Consider the following 20,743-nt stretch of genomic DNA (forward strand, 5'->3'; position numbering starts at 1 on the left):
GGGCGCATATGCGCCCTTTTAAGAGGTTCGCGACTTACCAGACGTAAGTCAGCAGATTCTGTGAGTTTGGTACCATGAAATCGACCGACATCATCACGCTTAATGAAGTGATGGCAACGATAGAAAAGACGAACAGTTTGCGCGCCCAGACTTTATCGTCTTCCACTTTATATCCGCGTAATGCCATGCCTAACCACCAGACGCTCACTGCCGCAGCAACTACCAGATATTTGTATCCGGCGTAGCCACCCAGCGTCAGCATCAGTGTGGCAACAGCAAATGCGATGATATACAGCGTGATGTGGTTCTTAGCGACTGAAATCCCTTTAACCACCGGCAACACCGGAATGTTAGCCGCCTGGTAATCTTTAAAGCGGAAGATAGCAATCGCATAAGAATGCGGCATCTGCCACAGGCTAAAGATAGCCAGCAGGATTAAAGCGCCAGTATCGAACTCACCGGTTACTGCACAGTAACCAATCACTGGCGGAGCGGCACCGGACAGGCTGCCAATCAGCGTGCCGTAAACGGATTTGCGCTTCATGTACAGGCTATAAACGCCGACATAAACCACAAAGCCCATCACGCCTAACCACATCGCCAGCGGGTTAGCACCAAACCACAGCAGCATGAAGCCAGCAATACCCAACAAGGTGGCGTATACCAGCGAGGTTTTCGGGGCAATCAGGCCTTTGACCAGAACCCTGTTCTTAGTTCGCTCCATCTTGCGGTCGATATCGCGGTCAATGAAGTTGTTATAAACACAACCCGATGCCACGACCAACGACACCCCCACGAGGGTGGAGACGAACAGGGAATAATCAATGCTGCCCTTTGAGGCCAGTAAAAATCCCCCAATGACAGAAATTAAATTGCCGAAAATAATTCCTGGTTTCGTTACTTGTAGGTATTGCTTAATCATAAATGCCGCTCTTAGTGAACCATCATGTTCTGGTTGAGGTTCCACATAATCCAGATAGAGCCGACCACCAGAATGGCAATTATTAGCGCAGTAAAGGCAAAGGCCACCAGGTTCCAACGCTCCTCAGAAGAGGTGTTCATATGCAGGAAGCACACCAGGTGAACCAAAATCTGCACTACCGCACTGACCAGTACCACGCCAAGAATCACAGCGTGGGAGGCAGTCCCTGTCATTACCATCCAGAACGGGATTGCCGTCAGGATGATCGACAGGATAAAACCTGTCATGTAGGTTTTAACGCTACCGTGGTGGGCGCCAGCGTGTTCATTTGAATGGCTCATTACATCGCCCCCATCAGATAAACAACCGAGAATACACAGATCCAGACAACGTCCAGGAAGTGCCAGAACAGGCTCAGGCACATCAGGCGAGTGCGGTTCGCACTAGTCAGGCCGCGGCGATAGACATGGAACATCATCAACGCCATCCAGACCAAACCAGAAGTTACGTGCAGACCGTGCGTACCGACCAGGGCAAAGAAGCCTGACAGGAAGCCGCTGCGATCCGGCCCGTAGCCTTCCACAATCAGGTGATGGAATTCATAGATTTCCATCCCGACGAAGCCCGCACCAAACAGGAAGGTCATCGCCAGCCAGGAGATAACCTGGCTCTTGTTGCCTTTGTTCATGGCGATAATCGCCATGCCGTAGGTGATGGAGCTGAATAACAGCAGGGCAGTTTCAACCAGCACAAATGGCAGTTCGAAAATGTCTTTCCCTGCCGGGCCGCCGGCAGTGCCGTTCACCAGAACGGCATAGGTAGCAAACAAGCAACAGAACAGAATGCAGTCGCTCATCAGGTAGATCCAGAAACCAAAGACCTTATTGGTTCCTGCATCGTGATGCCCATGCTCAGCGGCGTGGGCGTTAGCGTGAGTGAGAGTTTCAGTTGACATTTTTCAGCCCTGCTTTGGTAATTTCATCGAAGTGCTGGTTTTCCAGTTTTTCGACTTCCGCAACCGGAACGTAGTAATCCACATCTTCGTCGAAGCTTTTCGCAATCCAGGTGATGATGATGCCTGCGAATGAAGCAATCGCCAGCCACCAGATGTGCCAGATCATCGCAAAACCAAACACGGTAGCGAACGCGGCAATCACGATGCCCGCAGCGCTGTTACGTGGCATATGAATTTCTTCATAATGCGTTGGCTGTTTGTACGCTTCGCCTTTCTCTTTCATTTCCCAGAATGCATCACGCTCATGAACGTGTGGCAGGTGGGCAAAGTTGTAGAACGGAGGAGGGGAAGAAGTTGCCCATTCCAGCGTACGGCCACCCCACGGGTCACCGGTCAGGTCGCGGTTCTGCTCACGGTCACGAATTGAGACGTAGAACTGAATCAGCTGAGACAGGATGCCCAGAGCAATCAGGCCAGCACCACAGGCTGCAACAACCAGCAAGGTGTGGAACTGTGGATCAATCTGCTGGCTCAGGCGACGGGTCATACCCATGAAGCCCAGCACGTACAGCGGCATAAATGCTACGAAGAAGCCGATGATCCAGAACCAGAAGGCACGTTTACCCCAGGTTTCGTTCAGCGTGAAGCCGAAAGCCTTTGGCCACCAGTAAGTCAGGCCAGCGAAGCAACCGAAGACCACACCACCGATAATGACGTTATGGAAGTGAGCAATCAGGAACAGGCTGTTGTGTAGTACGAAGTCAGCACCCGGAACCGCTAACAGAACACCGGTCATGCCACCAATAGAGAAGGTGACAACGAAGCCAATGGTCCACAGCATCGCGGAGTTGAACACGATACGGCCTTGATACATGGTGAACAGCCAGTTGAAGATCTTCACCCCGGTCGGGATGGCGATAATCATCGTGGCGATACCGAAGAACGCATTGACGTTCGCGCCGCTGCCCATAGTGAAGAAGTGGTGCAGCCAAACGATGAACGACAGTACGGTAATCGCGATGGTCGCCCACACCAGAGAGGTGTAGCCGAACAGGCGTTTTTTCGAGAATGTCGCAACCACTTCTGAGAACACACCAAACACCGGCAGCACCAGGATATAAACTTCCGGGTGGCCCCATGCCCAGATGAGGTTGATATACATCATCATGTTGCCACCCATATCATTGGTAAAGAAATGGGTGCCAAGGTAGCGGTCAAGAGTTAACAGTGCGACGGTCACGGTAAAGATTGGGAATGCCGCGATAATCAGTACGTTGGTACACAGCGAAGCCCAGGTAAACACCGGCATTTTGAACATCGTCATGCCAGGCGTACGCATATTCAGGATAGTAACGAAGAAGTTAATACCCGTTAATGTCGTACCGATACCCGAGAGCTGAAGTGCCCATATCCAGTAGTCGACGCCGACCCCCGGACTGTACTCAATGCCCGATAGCGGCGGATAAGCCACCCAACCGGTCTGTGCGAATTCACCAACCCCAAGAGACAGGTTAACCAGCACCACGCCGACAACCGTGAACCAGAAGCTCAGGTTGTTCAGGAATGGGAAGGCAACGTCACGCGCACCAATCTGCAACGGCACGACGATGTTCATCAGGCCGATAACAAATGGCATCGCTACGAAGAAGATCATGATGACGCCGTGGGCGGTAAAGATCTGGTCGTAGTGATGAGGTGGCAAGAAGCCCGCTTCTCCGGCGGAAGCCAGAACTTGCTGGCTACGCATCATGATGGCGTCAGCAAAGCCACGCAGAAGCATGACGATTGCAACAATCACGTACATTATGCCGAGGCGTTTGTGGTCAACCGAGGTGAACCACTCTTTCCATAAATATTCCCACTTACCGAAGTAAGTGATAGCTGCAACTAGCGCCAGTCCCCCGACGATAATTGCTGCCACCGTAACCATGACAATGGGCTCATGGTATGGGATTGCATCCAGTGTAAGTTTTCCGAACATCGTATTATTCCTCGGCCCCTTAGTGAGAGGTTTCCGCGTGACTCATGTCCATGCCTTCCATCCCTTCGTGCGCTGCGTGCTCGCCTTCAGGTTGGGTCATGTCCATGCTCTTCCCGTGCCCCATGAATTTGTTAATAACGTCTTTAAACAAATCTGGCTTAACAGCGGAGAAGTATTCGACTTTGTTGTATTCGCTAGGCGCAGCCAGTTTCTCGTAAGTTGCCATATCATTCATAGCGTTAGGAGACTGTTTAGCTTTAGCAACCCATTGGTTGAAGGTGTCCATGTCTGGGGTGGCGATTGCCTTGAACTTCATCCCAGAGAAACCTTTACCGCTGTAGTTAGACGAAATACCGTCGTAGGTGCCCGCTTCGTCTGCAATCAGGTGCAATTTAGTTTGCATACCTGCCATTGCGTAGATTTGGCTACCCAGTTGCGGAATAAAGAAGGAGTTCATCACCGAGTTAGAGGTGATTTTGAATTCCACCGGGGTGTTGGCCGGGAAGGCGATTTCATTGACCGTAGCAATACCTTGCTCCGGATAAATGAAGAACCATTTCCAGTCCATGGCGATAACTTCGATGGTCACCGGCTTCGCATCGTGAACCAGCGGTTTGCTAGGCTCAAGGGCGTGCGTGGTTTTCCAGGTCAGTACCGCGAGGAAAATGATGATTAGGATGGGAATCGTCCAGACTACAGCTTCAACTTTGTTGGAGTGGGACCAGTTGGGGCTGTATTTGGCGTCTTTGTTTGAAGCCCGATACTTCCAGGCAAAACCGATAGCCATTGCGATAGCTGGGATAACGACAATCAACATCAGCCCTAGAGCTGTCAGTATCAATGAACGTTGTTCCAGTCCAATTTGTCCTTTGGGATCCAGAAGTGCAGAATCACAGCCACTGAGTAAAAATGTGCCTGCAATTAATGACAACCATCCCAAACCTTTATTGTATTTCCTGAGTCTCATTTAACGACCTCAATTCCTGGGAGCTCTATTGTCGTTTAAAGTGTGAAGGCATTTTACGGGAAGGTTACATTACTGTAAACATGAATGGCGTAGTGTCAGTGTGGTGTTACTGGGTTCTGCCGACAATGTCACATAGAATGCAACAAACTGTAAAATCTCGAGATAGGCCGCGGCCTGGCAAAGTTATAACGAAAACCTATGTTGCCATAAATAGTACAGGTAAATTGGTATAACCAATCATTTTGCTAAACATAAATTTAACAAATTAGCATCAAATGATAAACGAATTGATCTACAAATTAATTTAACAAATAGCTGAATCGGTTAAAGGCAGGGTGGAAATAATTTCTCTGCTAATAATGTAAAAAAAAGAGCCTTGATTTCGGGAAATAATTCGTCACACGAATGTCTGCGTGTTAATTGAACAATATAATCACGCATCGAAACTTATTATTAATATTTATTTGGCGGTTTTTAGAACAGCGCTGTTTTTCGCAACGCCAGGTAATCAAGCAGCCCGCCAAACAAAATCCCACCAATGGCAAAAAGCGCACCCCATTCGAGGAACTGAATGTTGAACGCCCAGTTTGTCAGGCCGATGGCATTGGTAATCAACACAACGAGCCACACGGCGAGCAGCGCACAACCTAACATTAGCGCCCGTAAAGCAATGCGATAGGCCGATGAAAATTCACTGCGTGGGATAAAACTATCGTTATTCTGCGTATATTCCAGCGTTGTTTTGCAAACTAACAACAGCAAAATGCCAGGAACCGCGGCTATTACTGAGAACAAGTAAAACGTCGGCCAGCCGTGGGCTTCAACAAACCAACCGGCGATGGGGCCGACATAAACTCGGCCGACAGCTGAAAGTGCTGAAAGCAGCGCAAACTGGGTCGCCGAAAAAGATTTATTACACAGCGTCATGAGTAACGCGACAAATGCCGCAGTGCCCATGCCACCGCATAGATTCTCGAAGAAAACGGCGGTTGCCATGCTGAACATATGCTTATCGGTGACGGATAAAATCCAGTAACCGGCGTTTGATACACCCTGCAAAACGCCAAAGATCAGCAATGCGCGGAACAATGACAAGCGCTGCATCAAAATGCCGCCGTACAGTGCGCCAATGATGGTGGCAATCAGCCCGAGGGTTTTATTCACCATACCGACTTCGCCCGCATCAAAACCGACGCCGCGAATTAAAAAGGTGGTTGTCAAACTCATGGCAAAAGCATCGCCAAGTTTGTACAACACAATCAGCAGCAGGATAAGCCAGGCATTATTGCGGCCAAAGAAATCACGCAGTGGGGCGACCACGGCTTGTTCAAGACTTCGCGGGACGGGAATCGCGTCAGTCGGTTCAGGCGCAAACAACGTCGCGATGATACAAGGCAGCATTAATGCGGCCATCAGCCAGTACATTCCTTGCCAGCCGAGGTATCTGTCTGCAAGCCAAAGCGCTAAACCGCCGGAAACCAACATCGCCAGGCGATAACCTAACACGCTGATGGCGGCGCCTGTTCCACGCTCTTCAGCGGGAAGAACATCGGTTTTCCAGGCATCAAAAACGATATCTTGCGAAGCAGAGCAGAAAGCGATGATCACTGCCAGCGCTGCCATCCAGCGCAGTTGCGAACCGGGTTCGAGAAAACCCATGCCTGCAATAGCAATCAACAGCAGAATTTGAGTGATCAACAGCCAACCACGACGACGCCCCAAAAGCGGCGGCGTGTATCTGTCCATTATCGGCGACCACAGGAACTTAAACACGTAGGCCTGCCCGACGAGCGAGAAGAAACCAATGGTTTTAAGATCGATATTCTCAACCGTCATCCATGCCTGGAGCGTGCCGGATGTGAGGGCGAGAGGGAGGCCGGAGGCAAAGCCTAAAATCAAAAGAATGGCTGATTTAGGTTGCTGGAAGAGACGTAGATAGTGGTTGGGCATACTTTGCTCTACAGCCAGCCCGCATGACGCGGGCTGGTGGGGTATTGATTAACGAGCGTTCTGCTTAATAAAGTCGTGAACGCTGGTGTCCTGAGCCATATCAGCAATGGTATCAGTCAGCACGGAGTTAACCGCGTTGGCGATATTCTTGTTGGTGGCCTGGAACGCACCTTCTACGTTGTAGCTAGAACGGTAGTTCTTGGTCATCTTGTTGCCATTTTTCGCCGTCGCGATAATCACGATGTCAGCTTTAGTGGCGATGTTGTAGCGCACGCTGCCCTGAGACACGTCGGCATACAACTGATTCACGATGATTTGCAGATCAACCGGGCTGTTCGGTCCAATCATATAACCACGAGCAGTCATCTGTTTTTCCAGCACTTCTTGCAGCAAGAAGCGCAGGTCACGAGATGGAGTCAGGGTAACCAGTTGGTTATCACGAGTGACTTTAGCCAGCGCCTGGTCTTTACGTTGATCAGCACCGTTGATGCTAACCGTTACGCCCATCAGGCCTGGATCTTGCTGTGGCAAGCTGATAGTTGGAGAAACATCAATGGTGGTTGGTGGTGTTGCACAGCTGGCCAGCATAAATACGGCGACCAACGGGAATAATAATTTTTTTAACATGTTCGCTATCTCAATGTACTCAAGGGGCAGGCAGATAAAAAATCACGCCATCATAACACTGCGTTTGCCCAGTGGAAGTAGTTAACGCACGTAATTTCATCGCGTTGCGCTTTTTCTGAGCGGTTGCAAAGCTATCTGACCACTTTGCCCTCGATTAGTGCCGTAATCACATTAAGCTACAGGGGCTTGGCTAAGAAAATAGGACGAAAGCTAAATAATTGTTGAAATTCCGTTATTAAAACGGCTAAAAGCGGCTAACATTTAAAGGGATGAGTGGCATCTCTACGTAGTCTGAGGAGAAAGTTCATGATGATGCGCGAGCAAATAGAATCAAAATTAAGGGCAGCGTTTGAACCCGTGTTCCTGGAAGTCGTGGATGAAAGCTATCGTCACAATGTCCCGGCGGGTTCAGAGAGTCATTTTAAAGTGGTTCTGGTCAGTGACCGTTTTGCGGGTGAGCGTTTCTTAAATCGTCATCGTATGATTTACGGTACTTTAAGTGCGGAACTCTCTACCACAGTACATGCGCTGGCTCTGCACACCTACACCATCAAGGAATGGGAAGGGTTGCAGGATACGATTTTCGCCTCTCCACCGTGTCGCGGAGCAGGTTCAATCGCCTGAAGTTAACGTTCAGGCTTGCAACTAAGGGAACTTTTCCTTTATGTTGCGGTATATGAATTGTGTTTTACATAACGGCCTGCGGGCCGTTTTGTTTTGTCTGAAATAGCCCTTGATGTACCAGGGCTTGGGCAATAAATCCAAAAGAACTGTGAAAAGGGCCGCAGCAACTCTATGTTGCCGTTCTCGACTCACCTTGGTGATGCCGCTATAATGCTGCGTCTTATTTTTCGGAATGCCTTCGGGACGATTCTGACGACAGGGAATGTGATTCTGATTCAGAAGGCATCCCGGTTCTGCGGAGTGCAAACGAGCACTTCCAGAGTTGACCGAGCACTGTGATTTTTTGAGGTAACAAGATGCAAGTTTCAGTTGAAACCACTCAGGGCCTTGGCCGCCGTCTCACGATTACTATCGCTGCAGACAGCATCGAAACCGCTGTAAAAAGCGAGCTGGTCAACGTGGCAAAGAAAGCCCGTATCGACGGTTTCCGTAAAGGAAAAGTGCCGATGACTGTAATCGCACAACGCTATGGCGCTTCTGTTCGCCAGGACGTGTTGGGCGAACTGATGAGCCGCAACTTCGTTGATGCGATCATCAAAGAAAAAATTAATCCAGCTGGCGCACCGAACTACGTTCCAGGCGAATACAAACTGGGCGAAGACTTCACCTACGCGGTTGAGTTTGAAGTGTACCCAGAAGTTGAGCTGCAAGGTCTGGAAGCAATCGAAGTTGAAAAACCGGTTGTTGAAGTGACTGACGAAGACGTTGATGCAATGCTGGACACCCTGCGTAAGCAGCAGGCGACCTGGAAAGATTCTGATGCTGCTGCAACTGCAGAAGATCGCGTAACCATCGACTTCACCGGTTCTGTAGACGGCGAAGTATTCGAAGGCGGCAAAGCATCTGACTTCGTACTGGCAATGGGCCAGGGTCGTATGATCCCAGGTTTTGAAGACGGTCTGGTGGGTCACAAAGCTGGCGAAGAGTTCACTATCGAAGTGACCTTCCCGGAAGACTACCACGCTGAAAACCTGAAAGGTAAAGCGGCTAAGTTCGACATCGTTCTGAAGAAAGTTGAAGAGCGTGAACTGCCAGAATTTACTGAAGAATTCATCAAGCGTTTCGGCGTTGAAGATGGTTCTGTAGCCGGTCTGCGTACCGAAGTTCGTAAAAACATGGATCGTGAGCTGAAAGGCGCTGTGCGTAACCGCATCAAGTCTCAAGCTATCGACGGTCTGGTTAACGCGAACAACATCGACGTTCCAGCAGCACTGATCGACAGCGAAATCGACGTTCTGCGTCGCCAGGCTGCTCAGCGTTTTGGTGGCAACGAGAAACAAGCGCTGGAACTGCCACGTGAATTGTTCGAAGAACAAGCTAAACGTCGTGTAGTGGTTGGCCTGCTGTTGGGCGAAGTGATTCGTACCCACGAGCTGAAAGCTGACGAAGAGCGCGTTAAAGGTCTGATCGAAGAAATGGCTTCTGCCTACGAAGATCCGACTGAAGTTGTCGAGTTCTACGGCAAGAACAAAGAACTGATGGACAACATGCGTAATGTTGCTCTGGAAGAACAAGCTGTTGAAGCAGTGCTGTCTAAAGCGAAAGTGTCTGAAAAAGCCACTACCTTTAGCGAACTGATGAACCAACAAGCGTAAGCATAATTTTTGGCATCATCGCCAAAATATTGCTGCATCAAGCCCGTCACCCAATGGTGGCGGGCTTTTTTTATCAGTGACTCCCTGAAAACACATCAATAAAACGCAGTTTCAGGGTTAGCGTAACAAGAAAAGGTTGTTATGCTTGAAACAGGGTAAGCTCATCCCCATAAATACGGGTATGGCTAGAAAACAGAACCCCTGACTGATAATCCGTCCATTTAAGGTTGGAGACGCAAGGAGCTTCGTCTTCTTTTAAGGAGCGTAGTCTTCTTTTATCGTCTCAAGTAGAATCAGTGCAGCAGGTATCGAAGGCTCAATTATTCCAGGAGACGGAAATGTCATACAGTGGCGAAAGAGATCAATTTGCACCCCATATGGCCCTGGTGCCGATGGTTGTTGAACAGACATCGCGTGGCGAGCGTTCATACGATATCTATTCCCGCCTGCTCAAGGAACGTGTCATCTTTATGACGGGCCAGGTCGAAGACCACATGGCTAACCTTATCGTAGCGCAGATGCTGTTCCTGGAAGCAGAGAACCCAGAAAAAGACATCTATCTCTATATCAACTCACCAGGTGGCGTCATTACTGCTGGGATGTCTATCTACGATACGATGCAATTTATCAAACCGGATGTCAGCACCATCTGTATGGGCCAGGCCTGTTCTATGGGCGCTTTCCTGCTGACCGCTGGTGCTAAAGGTAAGCGTTTCTGCTTGCCGAACTCACGAGTCATGATTCACCAGCCGCTGGGTGGCTATCAGGGGCAGGCAACGGATATCGAAATCCATGCTCGCGAAATCCTGAAAGTGAAAGCTCGTATGAACGAACTCATGGCGCAACACACGGGCAAATCTCTTGAAGAAATCGAGAGAGACACAGAGCGTGACCGTTTCCTCGCAGCAAACGAGGCGGTAGAGTACGGCTTAGTTGACTCAATCCTGACTCACCGTAGCTAATGCCCGATAACAGTGAGCCGTATACTATAGTTACAGTAGCGGCTCATAGTGCGCTTACGATTGGCTGCGCCGTAGAATGGCACTTGCGCCGTCCTGTATGGCGCAAAGAAACAGAAAAGAGGTTTTACCGATGACAGATAAGCGCAAAGACGGTTCAGGCAAACTGCTTTACTGCTCTTTTTGCGGCAAAAGCCAGCATGAAGTGCGTAAACTGATTGCCGGGCCGTCAGTGTATATCTGCGATGAGTGTGTCGACTTATGTAACGACATTATTCGCGAAGAGATTAAAGAGGTCGCACCGCACCGCGAGCGTAGTGCGCTGCCGACTCCGCATGAAATCCGTCACCATCTCGATGACTACGTTATCGGTCAGGAACAGGCTAAAAAAGTCCTGGCGGTTGCGGTTTACAACCACTACAAACGTCTGCGTAACGGCGACAGCACCAACGGTATCGAACTGGGCAAAAGTAACATTCTGCTCATCGGGCCGACCGGTAGCGGGAAAACCCTGCTGGCTGAAACCCTGGCGCGTTTGCTGGATGTTCCATTCACCATGGCTGATGCCACAACGTTGACCGAAGCGGGTTACGTGGGTGAAGACGTTGAAAACATCATCCAGAAACTGCTGCAAAAATGTGATTACGATGTGCAGAAAGCACAGCGCGGCATCGTTTATATCGATGAGATCGACAAAATCTCCCGCAAATCTGATAACCCGTCCATCACCCGTGATGTGTCTGGTGAAGGTGTGCAGCAGGCGTTGTTGAAACTTATTGAAGGCACGGTTGCAGCGGTTCCGCCTCAGGGCGGGCGCAAGCATCCACAGCAAGAATTCTTGCAGGTTGATACCTCTAAGATTCTGTTCATCTGTGGCGGTGCATTTGCGGGTCTCGACAAAGTTATCGCTAACCGTGTTGAAACCGGTTCGGGCATCGGCTTTGGTGCAACGGTAAAAGGTAAATCTCAGAAGGCAACCGAAGGGCAGTTATTGGGCCAGGTCGAGCCAGAAGATTTGATCAAGTTTGGTCTGATCCCTGAGTTTATCGGTCGTCTGCCAGTGGTTGCGACGCTGACCGAACTGAGCGAAGAAGCGCTGATTCAAATCTTGAAAGAGCCGAAAAACGCCCTGACCAAGCAATACCAGGCGTTGTTCAATCTGGAAGGTGTGGATCTGGAATTCCGCGACGAAGCGCTGGATGCTATTGCCAAGAAAGCAATGGCACGTAAAACCGGTGCTCGTGGTCTGCGTTCCATCGTTGAAGGCGCATTGCTCGATACCATGTACGACCTTCCATCCATGGAAGATGTCGAGAAAGTGGTGATTGACGAGTCTGTGATCGACGGTCAAAGCAAACCATTATTAATTTATGGCAAGCCGGAAGAGCTACAAGCATCCGGTGAATAATTCGCCAAAATAACCAGTCAGTTAGTATTAAAAGGGGGATTTATATCCCCCTTTTGCTTTTCCTTCATTCCTGCCATTGAATGTGCGGGAAACATCCCAATATACTGACTTACTTGTTGGTGATGCCAAAAGAGCGAGAGGCATCGCCCCATCACCAGGCGGACCTTAACTAAGAGAGAGCTCTATGAATCCTGAGCGTTCTGAACGCATTGAAATCCCCGTATTGCCGTTGCGCGATGTGGTGGTTTATCCGCACATGGTAATTCCACTGTTTGTCGGGCGAGAAAAATCCATTCGTTGCCTGGAAGCGGCCATGGATCATGATAAAAAAATCATGCTGGTGGCGCAGAAAGAAGCCTCGACAGATGAGCCAGGTGTCAATGACCTGTTCTCAGTGGGAACCGTCGCATCCATCCTGCAAATGCTGAAACTGCCAGACGGCACCGTAAAAGTGCTGGTTGAAGGGTTACAGCGTGCGCGTATCACCACGCTTTCTGACAACGGTGACCATTTCTCAGCTCAGGCTGAGTACCTGAATTCGCCAGCTATCGAAGAGCGCGAACAGGAAGTGCTGGTGCGCACCGCGATTGGTCAGTTTGAAGGCTATATCAAACTGAACAAAAAAATCCCGCCAGAAGTGCTGACGTCACTGAACAGCATTGACGATCCTGCGCGTCTGGCTGACACCATCGCGGCCCATATGCCATTGAAACTGACTGACAAACAGTCGGTTCTTGAGATGTCCGATATTAACGAACGTCTTGAATATCTGATGGCGATGATGGAGTCGGAAATCGATCTGCTGCAGGTTGAGAAGCGTATTCGCAACCGTGTTAAAAAGCAGATGGAAAAGAGCCAGCGTGAGTACTATCTGAATGAGCAAATGAAAGCCATTCAGAAAGAACTCGGCGAAATGGACGACACGCCAGATGAAAACGAAGCGCTAAAACGCAAAATTGATGCGGCGAAAATGCCGAAAGAAGCGCGTGAAAAAACCGAAGCGGAACTGCAAAAACTGAAAATGATGTCGCCAATGTCTGCGGAAGCTACCGTAGTGCGTGGTTACATCGATTGGATGGTGCAGGTGCCGTGGAATGCGCGCAGCAAAGTGAAAAAAGATCTGCGTCAGGCGCAGGAAGTCCTCGATACCGATCACTACGGCCTTGAGCGCGTAAAAGATCGTATCCTGGAATACCTCGCAGTCCAGAGCCGCGTTAACAAGCTCAAAGGGCCAATCCTGTGCCTGGTTGGGCCTCCAGGCGTAGGTAAAACCTCACTGGGTCAGTCCATCGCGCGTGCGACCGGGCGTAAATATGTACGTATGGCATTGGGCGGCGTGCGTGACGAAGCGGAAATTCGCGGTCACCGTCGTACTTACATCGGCTCCATGCCAGGTAAATTAATTCAGAAAATGGCGAAAGTGGGCGTTAAAAACCCATTATTCCTGTTGGATGAAATCGACAAAATGTCTTCCGACATGCGTGGCGATCCGGCATCTGCTCTTCTGGAAGTTCTTGATCCAGAACAGAACGTGGCGTTCAACGACCACTATCTGGAAGTGGATTACGATCTCAGCGACGTGATGTTCGTGGCAACGTCTAACTCCATGAATATTCCGGCACCGCTGCTGGATCGTATGGAAGTGATTCGTCTGTCCGGCTATACCGAAGACGAGAAGCTGAACATTGCTAAACAGCACTTGCTGACCAAGCAAATTGAACGTAACGCACTGAAAAAAGGCGAAATCACGGTACACGATAGTGCCATTTCCGGCATTATCCGTTACTACACCCGTGAAGCGGGCGTACGTAGCCTGGAACGTGAAATTTCCAAACTGTGTCGTAAAGCGGTTAAACAGCTGCTGCTGGATAAAACGCTTAAGCACATCGAAATCGACGGCGATAACCTGAAAGATTTCCTGGGCGTACAGCGCTTTGACTACGGTCGTGCAGACAGCGAAAACCGTGTCGGTCAGGTAACTGGCCTTGCGTGGACTGAAGTGGGCGGCGACCTGCTGACCATTGAAACAGCCTGTGTGCCGGGTAAAGGCAAGCTGACTTACACCGGTTCTCTGGGTGAAGTCATGCAGGAGTCTATCCAGGCTGCGCTGACCGTGGTGCGTGCGCGTGCGGAGAAATTGGGCATCAACGCTGATTTCTACGAAAAACGCGACATCCACGTTCACGTGCCGGAAGGTGCGACGCCGAAAGATGGCCCAAGTGCCGGTATTGCAATGTGTACCGCATTGGTATCGTGCCTGACGGGTAACCCTGTTCGTGCAGATGTCGCGATGACCGGTGAAATCACGCTGCGTGGTCAGGTTCTGCCAATCGGTGGTTTGAAAGAAAAACTGCTGGCGGCACACCGTGGTGGCATCAAAACAGTTCTGATTCCGGATGAAAATAAACGTGATCTGGAAGAGATTCCTGACAACGTTATCGCCGACCTGGATATCCATCCGGTGAAGCGAATTGAGGAAGTTCTGGCCCTTGCATTGCAGAACGAACCCTACGGAATGCAGGTTGTAACCGCAAAATAGTGACCTGACGCATATTCAGTGCATAAAATCAGAGCTGGCTGGTGAATTGTCACTTGCCAGCTTTTTTTTGTATCGCTACTTTAGACTGCTGGCGATGCTTGTCCTGAACAACGGGTGTTGTAAGGGCATGACAGGCCTGCTATAACTGCTGCGCGGTCGCACTTTGAAGGATTCAGGTGCGATATAAATTATAAAGAGAGGAAGAGAAGAGTGAACAAATCTCAACTGATAGACAAAATTGCCGCCGATGCTGATATTTCTAAAGCCGCGGCTGGACGTGCATTAGACGCTGTGATTACTTCTGTTACCGAATCTCTGCAATCTGGGGAAGAAGTAGCATTAGTTGGCTTTGGTACTTTCGCTGTTAAAGATCGTGCTGCCCGTACAGGCCGCAACCCTCAGACAGGCAAAGAAATCACCATCGCTGCTGCAAAAGTTCCAGGGTTCCGTGCAGGTAAAGCGCTGAAAGAAGCGGTTAACTGATTTATCGTCCGTTTACAGGGCAAGTAAAGTTAGGTCAGGGCGCATCGTTAGATGTGCCTTTTTTTATGCCCGATGGTTAATTTTGCGCATCTTTGATGATTTGAGCCGGTTTTCTTGTCACAATACCCGCTTGCACACAGCGGCACAGCAGTACGCGTATTCAGGGATGCCCATTTAGCGACTGCGCTGGGTTTACCATTCACACTACAGTGGAGTGTTGTTACACCATGATGGACAATTTACGTACGGCGGCCAACAGCCTCGTAATCAAGATCATTTTCGGGATCATTATCGTGTCATTCATTTTGACTGGCGTGAGTGGATACCTGATTGGCGGAAGTGCCAACTACGCCGCAAAAGTGAATGGCCAGGAAATCAGCCGTGGTCAGTTTGAAAATGCCGTTGCCAGTGAGCGTAATCGCCAACAGCAACAGCTTGGCGAACAGTTCTCTGTCATGGCTGCCAATGAAGGCTACATGAAGCAGATGCGCCAGCAGGTACTGTCACGCCTGATTGATGAAGCGTTAATGGACCAATACGCGAAGCATCTGGGTCTGGGCATTAGCGACGAACAAATCAAACTCGCCATCTTTAAAGAGCCTGCTTTCCAGAATAACGGCAAATTTGATAACGCCCGTTATACCGCAATCATCAACAACATGGGGATGACTGCTGACCAATACGCACAAGCGCTGCGTAACCAACTCACGACTCAGCAACTGATAAGTGCTGTCGTTGGCACAGATTTCATGCTGGCGGGTGAAACTGACGAACTGGCCGCTTTGGTATCGCAACAGCGTGTGGTTCGTGAAGCGACTATTGATGTGAACGCCCTGGCGGCGAAGCAAGAAGCGACCGAGCAGGAAATCAACACCAGCTACGAGCAAAACAAAAACCAATACATTGCGCCTGAGCAGTTCAAAGTCAGCTACATCATGCTGGATGCTGCCTCCCAGAAAGCGGAAGTTGCGGATACCGATATCCAGTCTTACTACGACCAGCATCAGGACGAATTCACTCAGCCACAGCGTAACCGTTACAGCGTGATTCAGACCAAAACTGAAGCCGAAGCTAAAGCAGTGCTGGATGAGTTGAACAAAGGCGGCGACTTTGCGGCCCTGGCAAAAGAAAAATCTGCTGACATCATCTCTGCCCGCAACGGTGGTGACATGGGTTGGCTGGAGCCAGGCACCACGCCTGACGAGCTGAAAAATGCCGGTCTGAAAGACAAAGGCCAGTTGTCTGGTGTGATCAAATCTTCTGTTGGCTTCCTGGTGGTTCGTCTTGACGACATCCAGCCTGCGCAAACTAAACCGTTGTCTGAAGTGAAAGACGCGATTGCGGCGAAAGTGAAGCAAGAGAAAGCGGTTGATGCTTACTACGCGCTGCAACAAAAAGTGAGCGATGCAGCAAGCAACGATAACGAATCTCTGGCAAGTGCTGAAAAAGTGGCGGGTGTGAAAGCGGTTGAGACTGGCTGGTTCGGTCACGATAACTTACCGGCAGAGCTTAATTTCAAACCTGTTTCTGATGCCATTTTCAATGGCGGTCTGGTTGGTGCAAACGGCGCACCGGGTATGAACTCTGACATCATTACTGTAGATGGTGACCGTGCGTTCGTTATCCGTATCGCTGAACACAAAGCCGAAGCCATCAAACCATTAGCGGAAGTCCGTGACCAGGTTATCGCGAAGGTTAAATACCAGAAAGCTGAACAACAAGCGAAGCTGGATGCTGATAAAACGCTGAACGCTCTGAAAATGGGCAAAGGCGATGAAGCGATGAAAGCGGCGGGCTTGAGCTTCGGTACTGCGAAAACTGTCGTGCGTACAGGCCAGGATCCTATCAGCCAGGCGGCCTTCTCACTGCCGTTACCAGCCAAGGACAAACCTTCTTATGGCGTGGCTAACGATATGCAGGGCAACGTCGTTCTTTTAGCTGTGGATGAAGTTAAAGCCGGGGATATGCCAGCTGAACAGAAAAAAGCGATGGTTCAGGGTATCACCCAGAACAATGCGCAAATCTCGTTCGAAGCGTTGATGACCAGTCTGCGCAAAGAAGCGAAAATTAAGATGGGCGATATCGTCGATCAGCAGCAATAATTTTAGAGATTTCTCGCAGAGAACTGCAACGTAATGCAACATTCAAAGGCCGCTTTCGCGGCCTTTTCCACATTTGAAGATTGCCATTTGTGCCTGTTTTTATCCCCGAGTAAGGTGGCCTCGCTGTCAACAAACAAGGAGATACAGCATGAAACATGGAATCAAAAACGGGCTTAAAGCAGTGTGCATCGCCGTGGCATTTATTGGTGCAAGCGCATGTGTCCCGGCAACCGCTGCACCAGCCGTCGTGAAAAACGACACCGCACAACAACAAACTGGCAAAACCCCTGCGACTCCCGTACCGGTTGCCAAACCCGGCGATGCTGACGATGGCGTCGTGAGTATTAACACCGCCAGCGCGGAAGCCCTGGCGCAGGCGATGAACGGTGTGGGTTTGAAAAAGGCGCAGTCGATTGTCAGCTATCGTGAAGAATACGGGCCGTTCAAAGCACTCGAGCAGCTTCAGGAGGTGCCAGGGATTGGTAGCGCGTTGGTAGAACGCAATCTGTCTCACATTAAGCTTTAACGCTTAGTGCGGACGGCTCGCGTAGTCTAAAAAGTTTGCTATGCTAAATCACAGGTCATACCAGTTGGGTGTGGCCTGTGTACCTCACCTGACTATTAAAATTAAAGATAGGGTTTTAGCGCTATGCAGACACATATCAAAGTCCGTGGTTACCACATGGACGTTTACCAACATGTAAACAACGCCCGCTACCTGGAGTTTCTTGAAGAGGCCCGCTGGGAAGGGCTGGAAAACGCGGCCGGGTTCAAATGGATGACGGACCACAACATCGCCTTCATCGTGGTGAATATCAATATTAACTATCGCCGCCCGGCAGTGCTTGGCGATCTCCTGCTCATTGAAAGCAGTTTGCAGCAACTCAACGGCAAAAGCGGCGTACTGAGTCAGGTGGTTAAACTTGAGCCTGAAGGCGAAATCGTCGCCGATGCGTTACTGACATTCGTTTGTATTGATTTAAAAACTCAGAAGTCGGTTCCGCTGGAAGGGGAATTGCGCGAGAAGTTAGTGCAAATGATGGAGTAGCGGAGATTCTGAATAGCGGAAAGAAAACAGGCGTGGCAAACACCACGCCCATCGAATTATTTGAGGCCGGTTTTCTTTTTCATCGCCGCCATTACGGTTGGCTTATCCGCCAGATAATGATTAAGGCCGTTTGCCCGTAAGTTGCAGGCCGCACATTCACCACAGCCATCGCCCTGAATCCCGTTGTAACAGGTCAGCGTGTCGTTACGCACCAAATCCAGTTGCTGCCAGTAATCCGCCAGCGCCCAGGTTTCGGCTTTATCCAGCCACATTAATGGGGTTTCAAAACGAACATCACGGCCCATACCAAGGCTGACGGCGTGATTCAGTGCTTTTACGAACTCATCGCGGCAGTCCGGGTAGCCGGAGAAATCAGTTTCACAAACGCCAGTGATCACCGCTTCAGCTTCGACCTGATACGCATAAATCGCCGTCAGGGTCAGGAACAGAATATTGCGTCCCGGCACAAAAGTGCTCGGTATCCCTTTTTCTTCAGGATCATATCCAGGCACCGGAATGCTATCGCGCGTCAGGCTGCTGACGGCTAATTCATTTAGCAATGTGACATCCAGAACTTTGTGCGCACGAGCGCCCAGTTTCAGTGAAAGCTCACGAGCAACATCAATCTCAGCGCGGTGACGTTGGCCATAATCAAACGTCACACAATGGACTTCATCATACTGCTGTAATGCCTGAATCAGGCAGGTTGTGGAATCCTGGCCACCACTAAAGACGACAACTGCACGTTTCATGAGTTTTCCTGTAGGACATGTAAAAACATATGTTAACGCCTAAGCCCATTGGCTGCCCAGCTTCTTCATATCATCACCGGCGGTGGCAACCAGGCCTGGGTGAAATCGAACCAGCCCCAGGCATTAAGCTCAATACCGTTAACGCCCGGAGGCGCGCTGATCTGGTAGCGGTAATTGAACAGCGGTGAAACAATCGCATCGCGCATCAACGCGCTGAATACTTCCTGCAAACCAGCGTTGCGGGCACTTTCTTGCGGATGTATTTGTACCGCATCAAGCGTTGCCTGCAAGTGCACGTACTGACTCTCCGTGAGCACCGCAGGCCAGATGACATCGCTGCGCAACCACTGCTCCAGCGTATAAACCGGCGCTTCGCCAATCAACCGGTCGCCCATCATTAAATCGGCATCTGCCAGGGCATCACAACCCGTCCAGTTTTTGGCGTCATGGAACACCAGCGTTAGTTCACAGCCTGAATCGGCCAGATACGTTTTTAGCTGTTGCGCCATAACGTGCAGTTCGACTGGCAAATGATAAAGCAACGTCAATCGCGGCGGCAGCGGCACCGCTTTGCAATGGCGCCATTCGGGGATCTTCCAGCCGGGGATCATCTCAACGCTTGGCGTGATCAGCGATTCGTCTACCGGCAGGCTGGCGATCAACTGCTGCTGGTGGATGATCTGCATCAGGAAGCGCGCCTGCTCCGGTGACAAATTGCTGTTTTGTTTGACCGCCAGATAGCAAAAACCCAGGCTGATGCTGTTACTGACGGGGCGCAAATGCACCAGTTCGTCTTGCTGGCCGATAGCGATTTGCACCGGATGGCGGCAACTGGTGCCCAGTTCCGTGTCGAATAACTGCGGCGTAATCCAGTATTCCACGGCTTTCAGCAGCGGATGGCTGAGATGATAAGACTCAAAACTTTCGATGCGCACCAGGCTTTCTTTAAAGCTGCTGATACGAAACGGCCCGCAGCCTATTTGGCTGTCATCGGGATGGGCCAGACGGCTGCAATAACTCGCCAGCCGGTGTGCCAGCCAATAATCCGGGGTGTGCAGGATAAAACGGATACATTGCGTATGGGTCAGTTCAATGCTTTTCACGCTAATAAACAGGCGTCGTATGGCCGGAAGCGTTAACAGCATCATAAGCCGCTGTTGTAACTGAGCGGTTTCTACCGGTTCGCCGTTGTGCCAGTGCAATGTGGAGCGAATGAAAAAGTACCAGTTCAGACCATCTTCTGAGACTTGCCAGTGATGAGCGAGATCGGGCTGTGGAGCCGGACTATTTGAAGTGAAACGGGTCAACCCGGCAAAAATTTGCCCGGCTAAATGCTGTTCGGCGCGGCCTGGCAGAAACCCCGGCTGCAAGGGTTCGAGCGGGCGGTAATAGGGAATACGCAGCGTTGGCGTGTCGTTTTGCCATTGCCCACCGAGGAACGGTTGCAGTAGCTGGCGCAATTGTTCCGGGGCGATTTGCGCAAGCTCCAGCGCATTCTGATGCTGCCCTTTGTGCAGCACTTGTTCCATCATTCCCGAGCGCACGCTCTCTGGCGTCACCAGAAAAGTGAGCGTGCCGCGTTTCCCGCGCCCGGACTGCGCGTGCCACGTCAGCCAGCCCGCATCTTGCAGCTGATTCAACAACGTGCGCACATGGCGCTCACTGCAAAAACAGCGCGCAGCGAGTTCTGCCACGGTGACTTGCTGTGTTTCTCCCGCTGAAGGCTGCCACAAACGCAGGAACTGATTGAGTCGATTTAACAAGCGCATAA

General features: G+C 50.4%; 18 protein-coding genes. 9 read left to right on the forward strand and 9 right to left on the reverse strand.

Annotation, left to right across the window (positions count from 1 at the left end):
- Positions 1 to 34: 34 nt before the first annotated feature.
- The 7 genes from cyoE to D6029_RS18125 all read right to left on the reverse strand — a co-directional run bounded on the left by cyoE (position 35) and on the right by D6029_RS18125 (position 7,402).
- A complete protein-coding gene (gene cyoE, locus D6029_RS18095) occupies positions 35 to 922 on the reverse strand; it encodes a heme o synthase (RefSeq protein ID WP_120066130.1) in 888 nt (295 codons plus the stop codon).
- A gap of 11 nt (positions 923 to 933) precedes the next feature.
- Positions 934 to 1,263 (reverse strand): cytochrome o ubiquinol oxidase subunit IV, encoded by a 330-nt coding sequence (locus D6029_RS18100; protein WP_034457975.1) that lies wholly within the window; start codon positions 1,261 to 1,263, stop codon positions 934 to 936.
- The gene (locus tag D6029_RS18105) at positions 1,263 to 1,877 is read right to left on the reverse strand and encodes a cytochrome o ubiquinol oxidase subunit III (RefSeq protein WP_120066131.1); all 615 of its coding nucleotides are present in this window, start codon (positions 1,875 to 1,877) and stop codon (positions 1,263 to 1,265) included. Before D6029_RS18105 ends, D6029_RS18100 begins: the two co-directional genes overlap by 1 nt.
- The gene (cyoB, locus tag D6029_RS18110) at positions 1,867 to 3,858 is read right to left on the reverse strand and encodes a cytochrome o ubiquinol oxidase subunit I (RefSeq protein ID WP_120066132.1); all 1,992 of its coding nucleotides are present in this window, start codon (positions 3,856 to 3,858) and stop codon (positions 1,867 to 1,869) included. The genes D6029_RS18105 and cyoB overlap by 11 nt, the downstream gene beginning before the upstream one ends.
- A 19-nt stretch (positions 3,859 to 3,877) precedes the next feature.
- A complete protein-coding gene (gene cyoA / locus D6029_RS18115) occupies positions 3,878 to 4,825 on the reverse strand; it encodes a cytochrome o ubiquinol oxidase subunit II (protein ID WP_120066133.1) in 948 nt (315 codons plus the stop codon).
- A gap of 474 nt (positions 4,826 to 5,299) precedes the next feature.
- Positions 5,300 to 6,775, reverse strand: a complete 1,476-nt coding sequence (gene ampG / locus D6029_RS18120) for a muropeptide MFS transporter AmpG (protein WP_120066134.1) — start codon at positions 6,773 to 6,775, stop codon at positions 5,300 to 5,302.
- Positions 6,776 to 6,823: 48 nt separating this feature from the next.
- Positions 6,824 to 7,402, reverse strand: coding sequence for a lipoprotein (locus D6029_RS18125; protein ID WP_120066135.1), 579 nt, complete (start codon positions 7,400 to 7,402; stop codon positions 6,824 to 6,826).
- A gap of 306 nt (positions 7,403 to 7,708) precedes the next feature.
- On the opposite strand from D6029_RS18125, the gene bolA reads away from it, so the two are divergent.
- The 9 genes from bolA to D6029_RS18170 all read left to right on the forward strand — a co-directional run bounded on the left by bolA (position 7,709) and on the right by D6029_RS18170 (position 18,220).
- Positions 7,709 to 8,026, forward strand: a complete 318-nt coding sequence (gene bolA / locus D6029_RS18130; RefSeq protein WP_120066136.1) for a transcriptional regulator BolA — start codon at positions 7,709 to 7,711, stop codon at positions 8,024 to 8,026.
- A 356-nt stretch (positions 8,027 to 8,382) separates the two neighbouring features.
- Complete coding sequence (tig, locus tag D6029_RS18135) at positions 8,383 to 9,681, forward strand: trigger factor (protein ID WP_120066137.1); 1,299 nt, start codon at positions 8,383 to 8,385, stop codon at positions 9,679 to 9,681.
- Between the two features lie 338 nt (positions 9,682 to 10,019).
- Complete coding sequence (clpP, locus tag D6029_RS18140) at positions 10,020 to 10,643, forward strand: ATP-dependent Clp endopeptidase proteolytic subunit ClpP (protein WP_064516635.1); 624 nt, start codon at positions 10,020 to 10,022, stop codon at positions 10,641 to 10,643.
- Between the two features lie 130 nt (positions 10,644 to 10,773).
- Positions 10,774 to 12,048 (forward strand): ATP-dependent protease ATP-binding subunit ClpX, encoded by a 1,275-nt coding sequence (gene clpX / locus D6029_RS18145; protein ID WP_120066138.1) that lies wholly within the window; start codon positions 10,774 to 10,776, stop codon positions 12,046 to 12,048.
- A 184-nt stretch (positions 12,049 to 12,232) separates the two neighbouring features.
- A complete protein-coding gene (gene lon / locus D6029_RS18150) occupies positions 12,233 to 14,587 on the forward strand; it encodes an endopeptidase La (RefSeq protein WP_120066139.1) in 2,355 nt (784 codons plus the stop codon).
- A gap of 210 nt (positions 14,588 to 14,797) precedes the next feature.
- Positions 14,798 to 15,070, forward strand: a complete 273-nt coding sequence (gene hupB, locus D6029_RS18155) for a nucleoid-associated protein HU-beta (RefSeq protein WP_120066140.1) — start codon at positions 14,798 to 14,800, stop codon at positions 15,068 to 15,070.
- A 227-nt stretch (positions 15,071 to 15,297) separates the two neighbouring features.
- Positions 15,298 to 17,172: a peptidylprolyl isomerase gene (gene ppiD / locus D6029_RS18160; RefSeq protein ID WP_120066141.1), complete on the forward strand. Its 1,875-nt coding sequence runs from the start codon at positions 15,298 to 15,300 to the stop codon at positions 17,170 to 17,172.
- Positions 17,173 to 17,332: 160 nt separating this feature from the next.
- A complete protein-coding gene (locus D6029_RS18165; protein WP_120066161.1) occupies positions 17,333 to 17,698 on the forward strand; it encodes a helix-hairpin-helix domain-containing protein in 366 nt (121 codons plus the stop codon).
- A 123-nt stretch (positions 17,699 to 17,821) separates the two neighbouring features.
- The gene (locus D6029_RS18170) at positions 17,822 to 18,220 is read left to right on the forward strand and encodes a YbgC/FadM family acyl-CoA thioesterase (protein WP_120066142.1); all 399 of its coding nucleotides are present in this window, start codon (positions 17,822 to 17,824) and stop codon (positions 18,218 to 18,220) included.
- A 56-nt stretch (positions 18,221 to 18,276) separates the two neighbouring features.
- On the opposite strand, the gene queC is transcribed toward D6029_RS18170, so the two are convergent.
- The gene (gene queC / locus D6029_RS18175) at positions 18,277 to 18,972 is read right to left on the reverse strand and encodes a 7-cyano-7-deazaguanine synthase QueC (RefSeq protein WP_120066143.1); all 696 of its coding nucleotides are present in this window, start codon (positions 18,970 to 18,972) and stop codon (positions 18,277 to 18,279) included.
- Positions 18,973 to 19,037: 65 nt separating this feature from the next.
- Positions 19,038 to 20,741 carry an SgrR family transcriptional regulator gene (locus D6029_RS18180; RefSeq protein WP_120066144.1) on the reverse strand — a complete coding sequence of 568 codons (1,704 nt, stop codon included), beginning with the start codon at positions 20,739 to 20,741 and terminating at the stop codon, positions 19,038 to 19,040.
- Positions 20,742 to 20,743: the final 2 nt, after the last annotated feature.

The organism is Buttiauxella izardii (genome assembly GCF_003601925.1).
Lineage (GTDB): Bacteria > Pseudomonadota > Gammaproteobacteria > Enterobacterales > Enterobacteriaceae > Buttiauxella > Buttiauxella izardii.

Bases quoted from the DNA above. Each gene is read 5' to 3' on its own strand.
- cyoA (WP_120066133.1), bottom strand. From the start codon at position 4,825: ATGAGACTCAGGAAATACAATAAAGGTTTGGGATGGTTGTCATTAATT.
- queC (WP_120066143.1), bottom strand. From the start codon at position 18,972: ATGAAACGTGCAGTTGTCGTCTTTAGTGGTGGCCAGGATTCCACAACC.
- cyoB (WP_120066132.1), bottom strand. From the start codon at position 3,858: ATGTTCGGAAAACTTACACTGGATGCAATCCCATACCATGAGCCCATT.
- D6029_RS18180 (WP_120066144.1), bottom strand. From the start codon at position 20,741: ATGCGCTTGTTAAATCGACTCAATCAGTTCCTGCGTTTGTGGCAGCCT.
- D6029_RS18105 (WP_120066131.1), bottom strand. From the start codon at position 1,877: ATGTCAACTGAAACTCTCACTCACGCTAACGCCCACGCCGCTGAGCAT.
- clpX (WP_120066138.1), top strand. From the start codon at position 10,774: ATGACAGATAAGCGCAAAGACGGTTCAGGCAAACTGCTTTACTGCTCT.
- lon (WP_120066139.1), top strand. From the start codon at position 12,233: ATGAATCCTGAGCGTTCTGAACGCATTGAAATCCCCGTATTGCCGTTG.
- clpP (WP_064516635.1), top strand. From the start codon at position 10,020: ATGTCATACAGTGGCGAAAGAGATCAATTTGCACCCCATATGGCCCTG.
- ppiD (WP_120066141.1), top strand. From the start codon at position 15,298: ATGATGGACAATTTACGTACGGCGGCCAACAGCCTCGTAATCAAGATC.
- bolA (WP_120066136.1), top strand. From the start codon at position 7,709: ATGATGATGCGCGAGCAAATAGAATCAAAATTAAGGGCAGCGTTTGAA.
- ampG (WP_120066134.1), bottom strand. From the start codon at position 6,775: ATGCCCAACCACTATCTACGTCTCTTCCAGCAACCTAAATCAGCCATT.
- D6029_RS18100 (WP_034457975.1), bottom strand. From the start codon at position 1,263: ATGAGCCATTCAAATGAACACGCTGGCGCCCACCACGGTAGCGTTAAA.
- cyoE (WP_120066130.1), bottom strand. From the start codon at position 922: ATGATTAAGCAATACCTACAAGTAACGAAACCAGGAATTATTTTCGGC.
- D6029_RS18170 (WP_120066142.1), top strand. From the start codon at position 17,822: ATGCAGACACATATCAAAGTCCGTGGTTACCACATGGACGTTTACCAA.
- D6029_RS18125 (WP_120066135.1), bottom strand. From the start codon at position 7,402: ATGTTAAAAAAATTATTATTCCCGTTGGTCGCCGTATTTATGCTGGCC.
- tig (WP_120066137.1), top strand. From the start codon at position 8,383: ATGCAAGTTTCAGTTGAAACCACTCAGGGCCTTGGCCGCCGTCTCACG.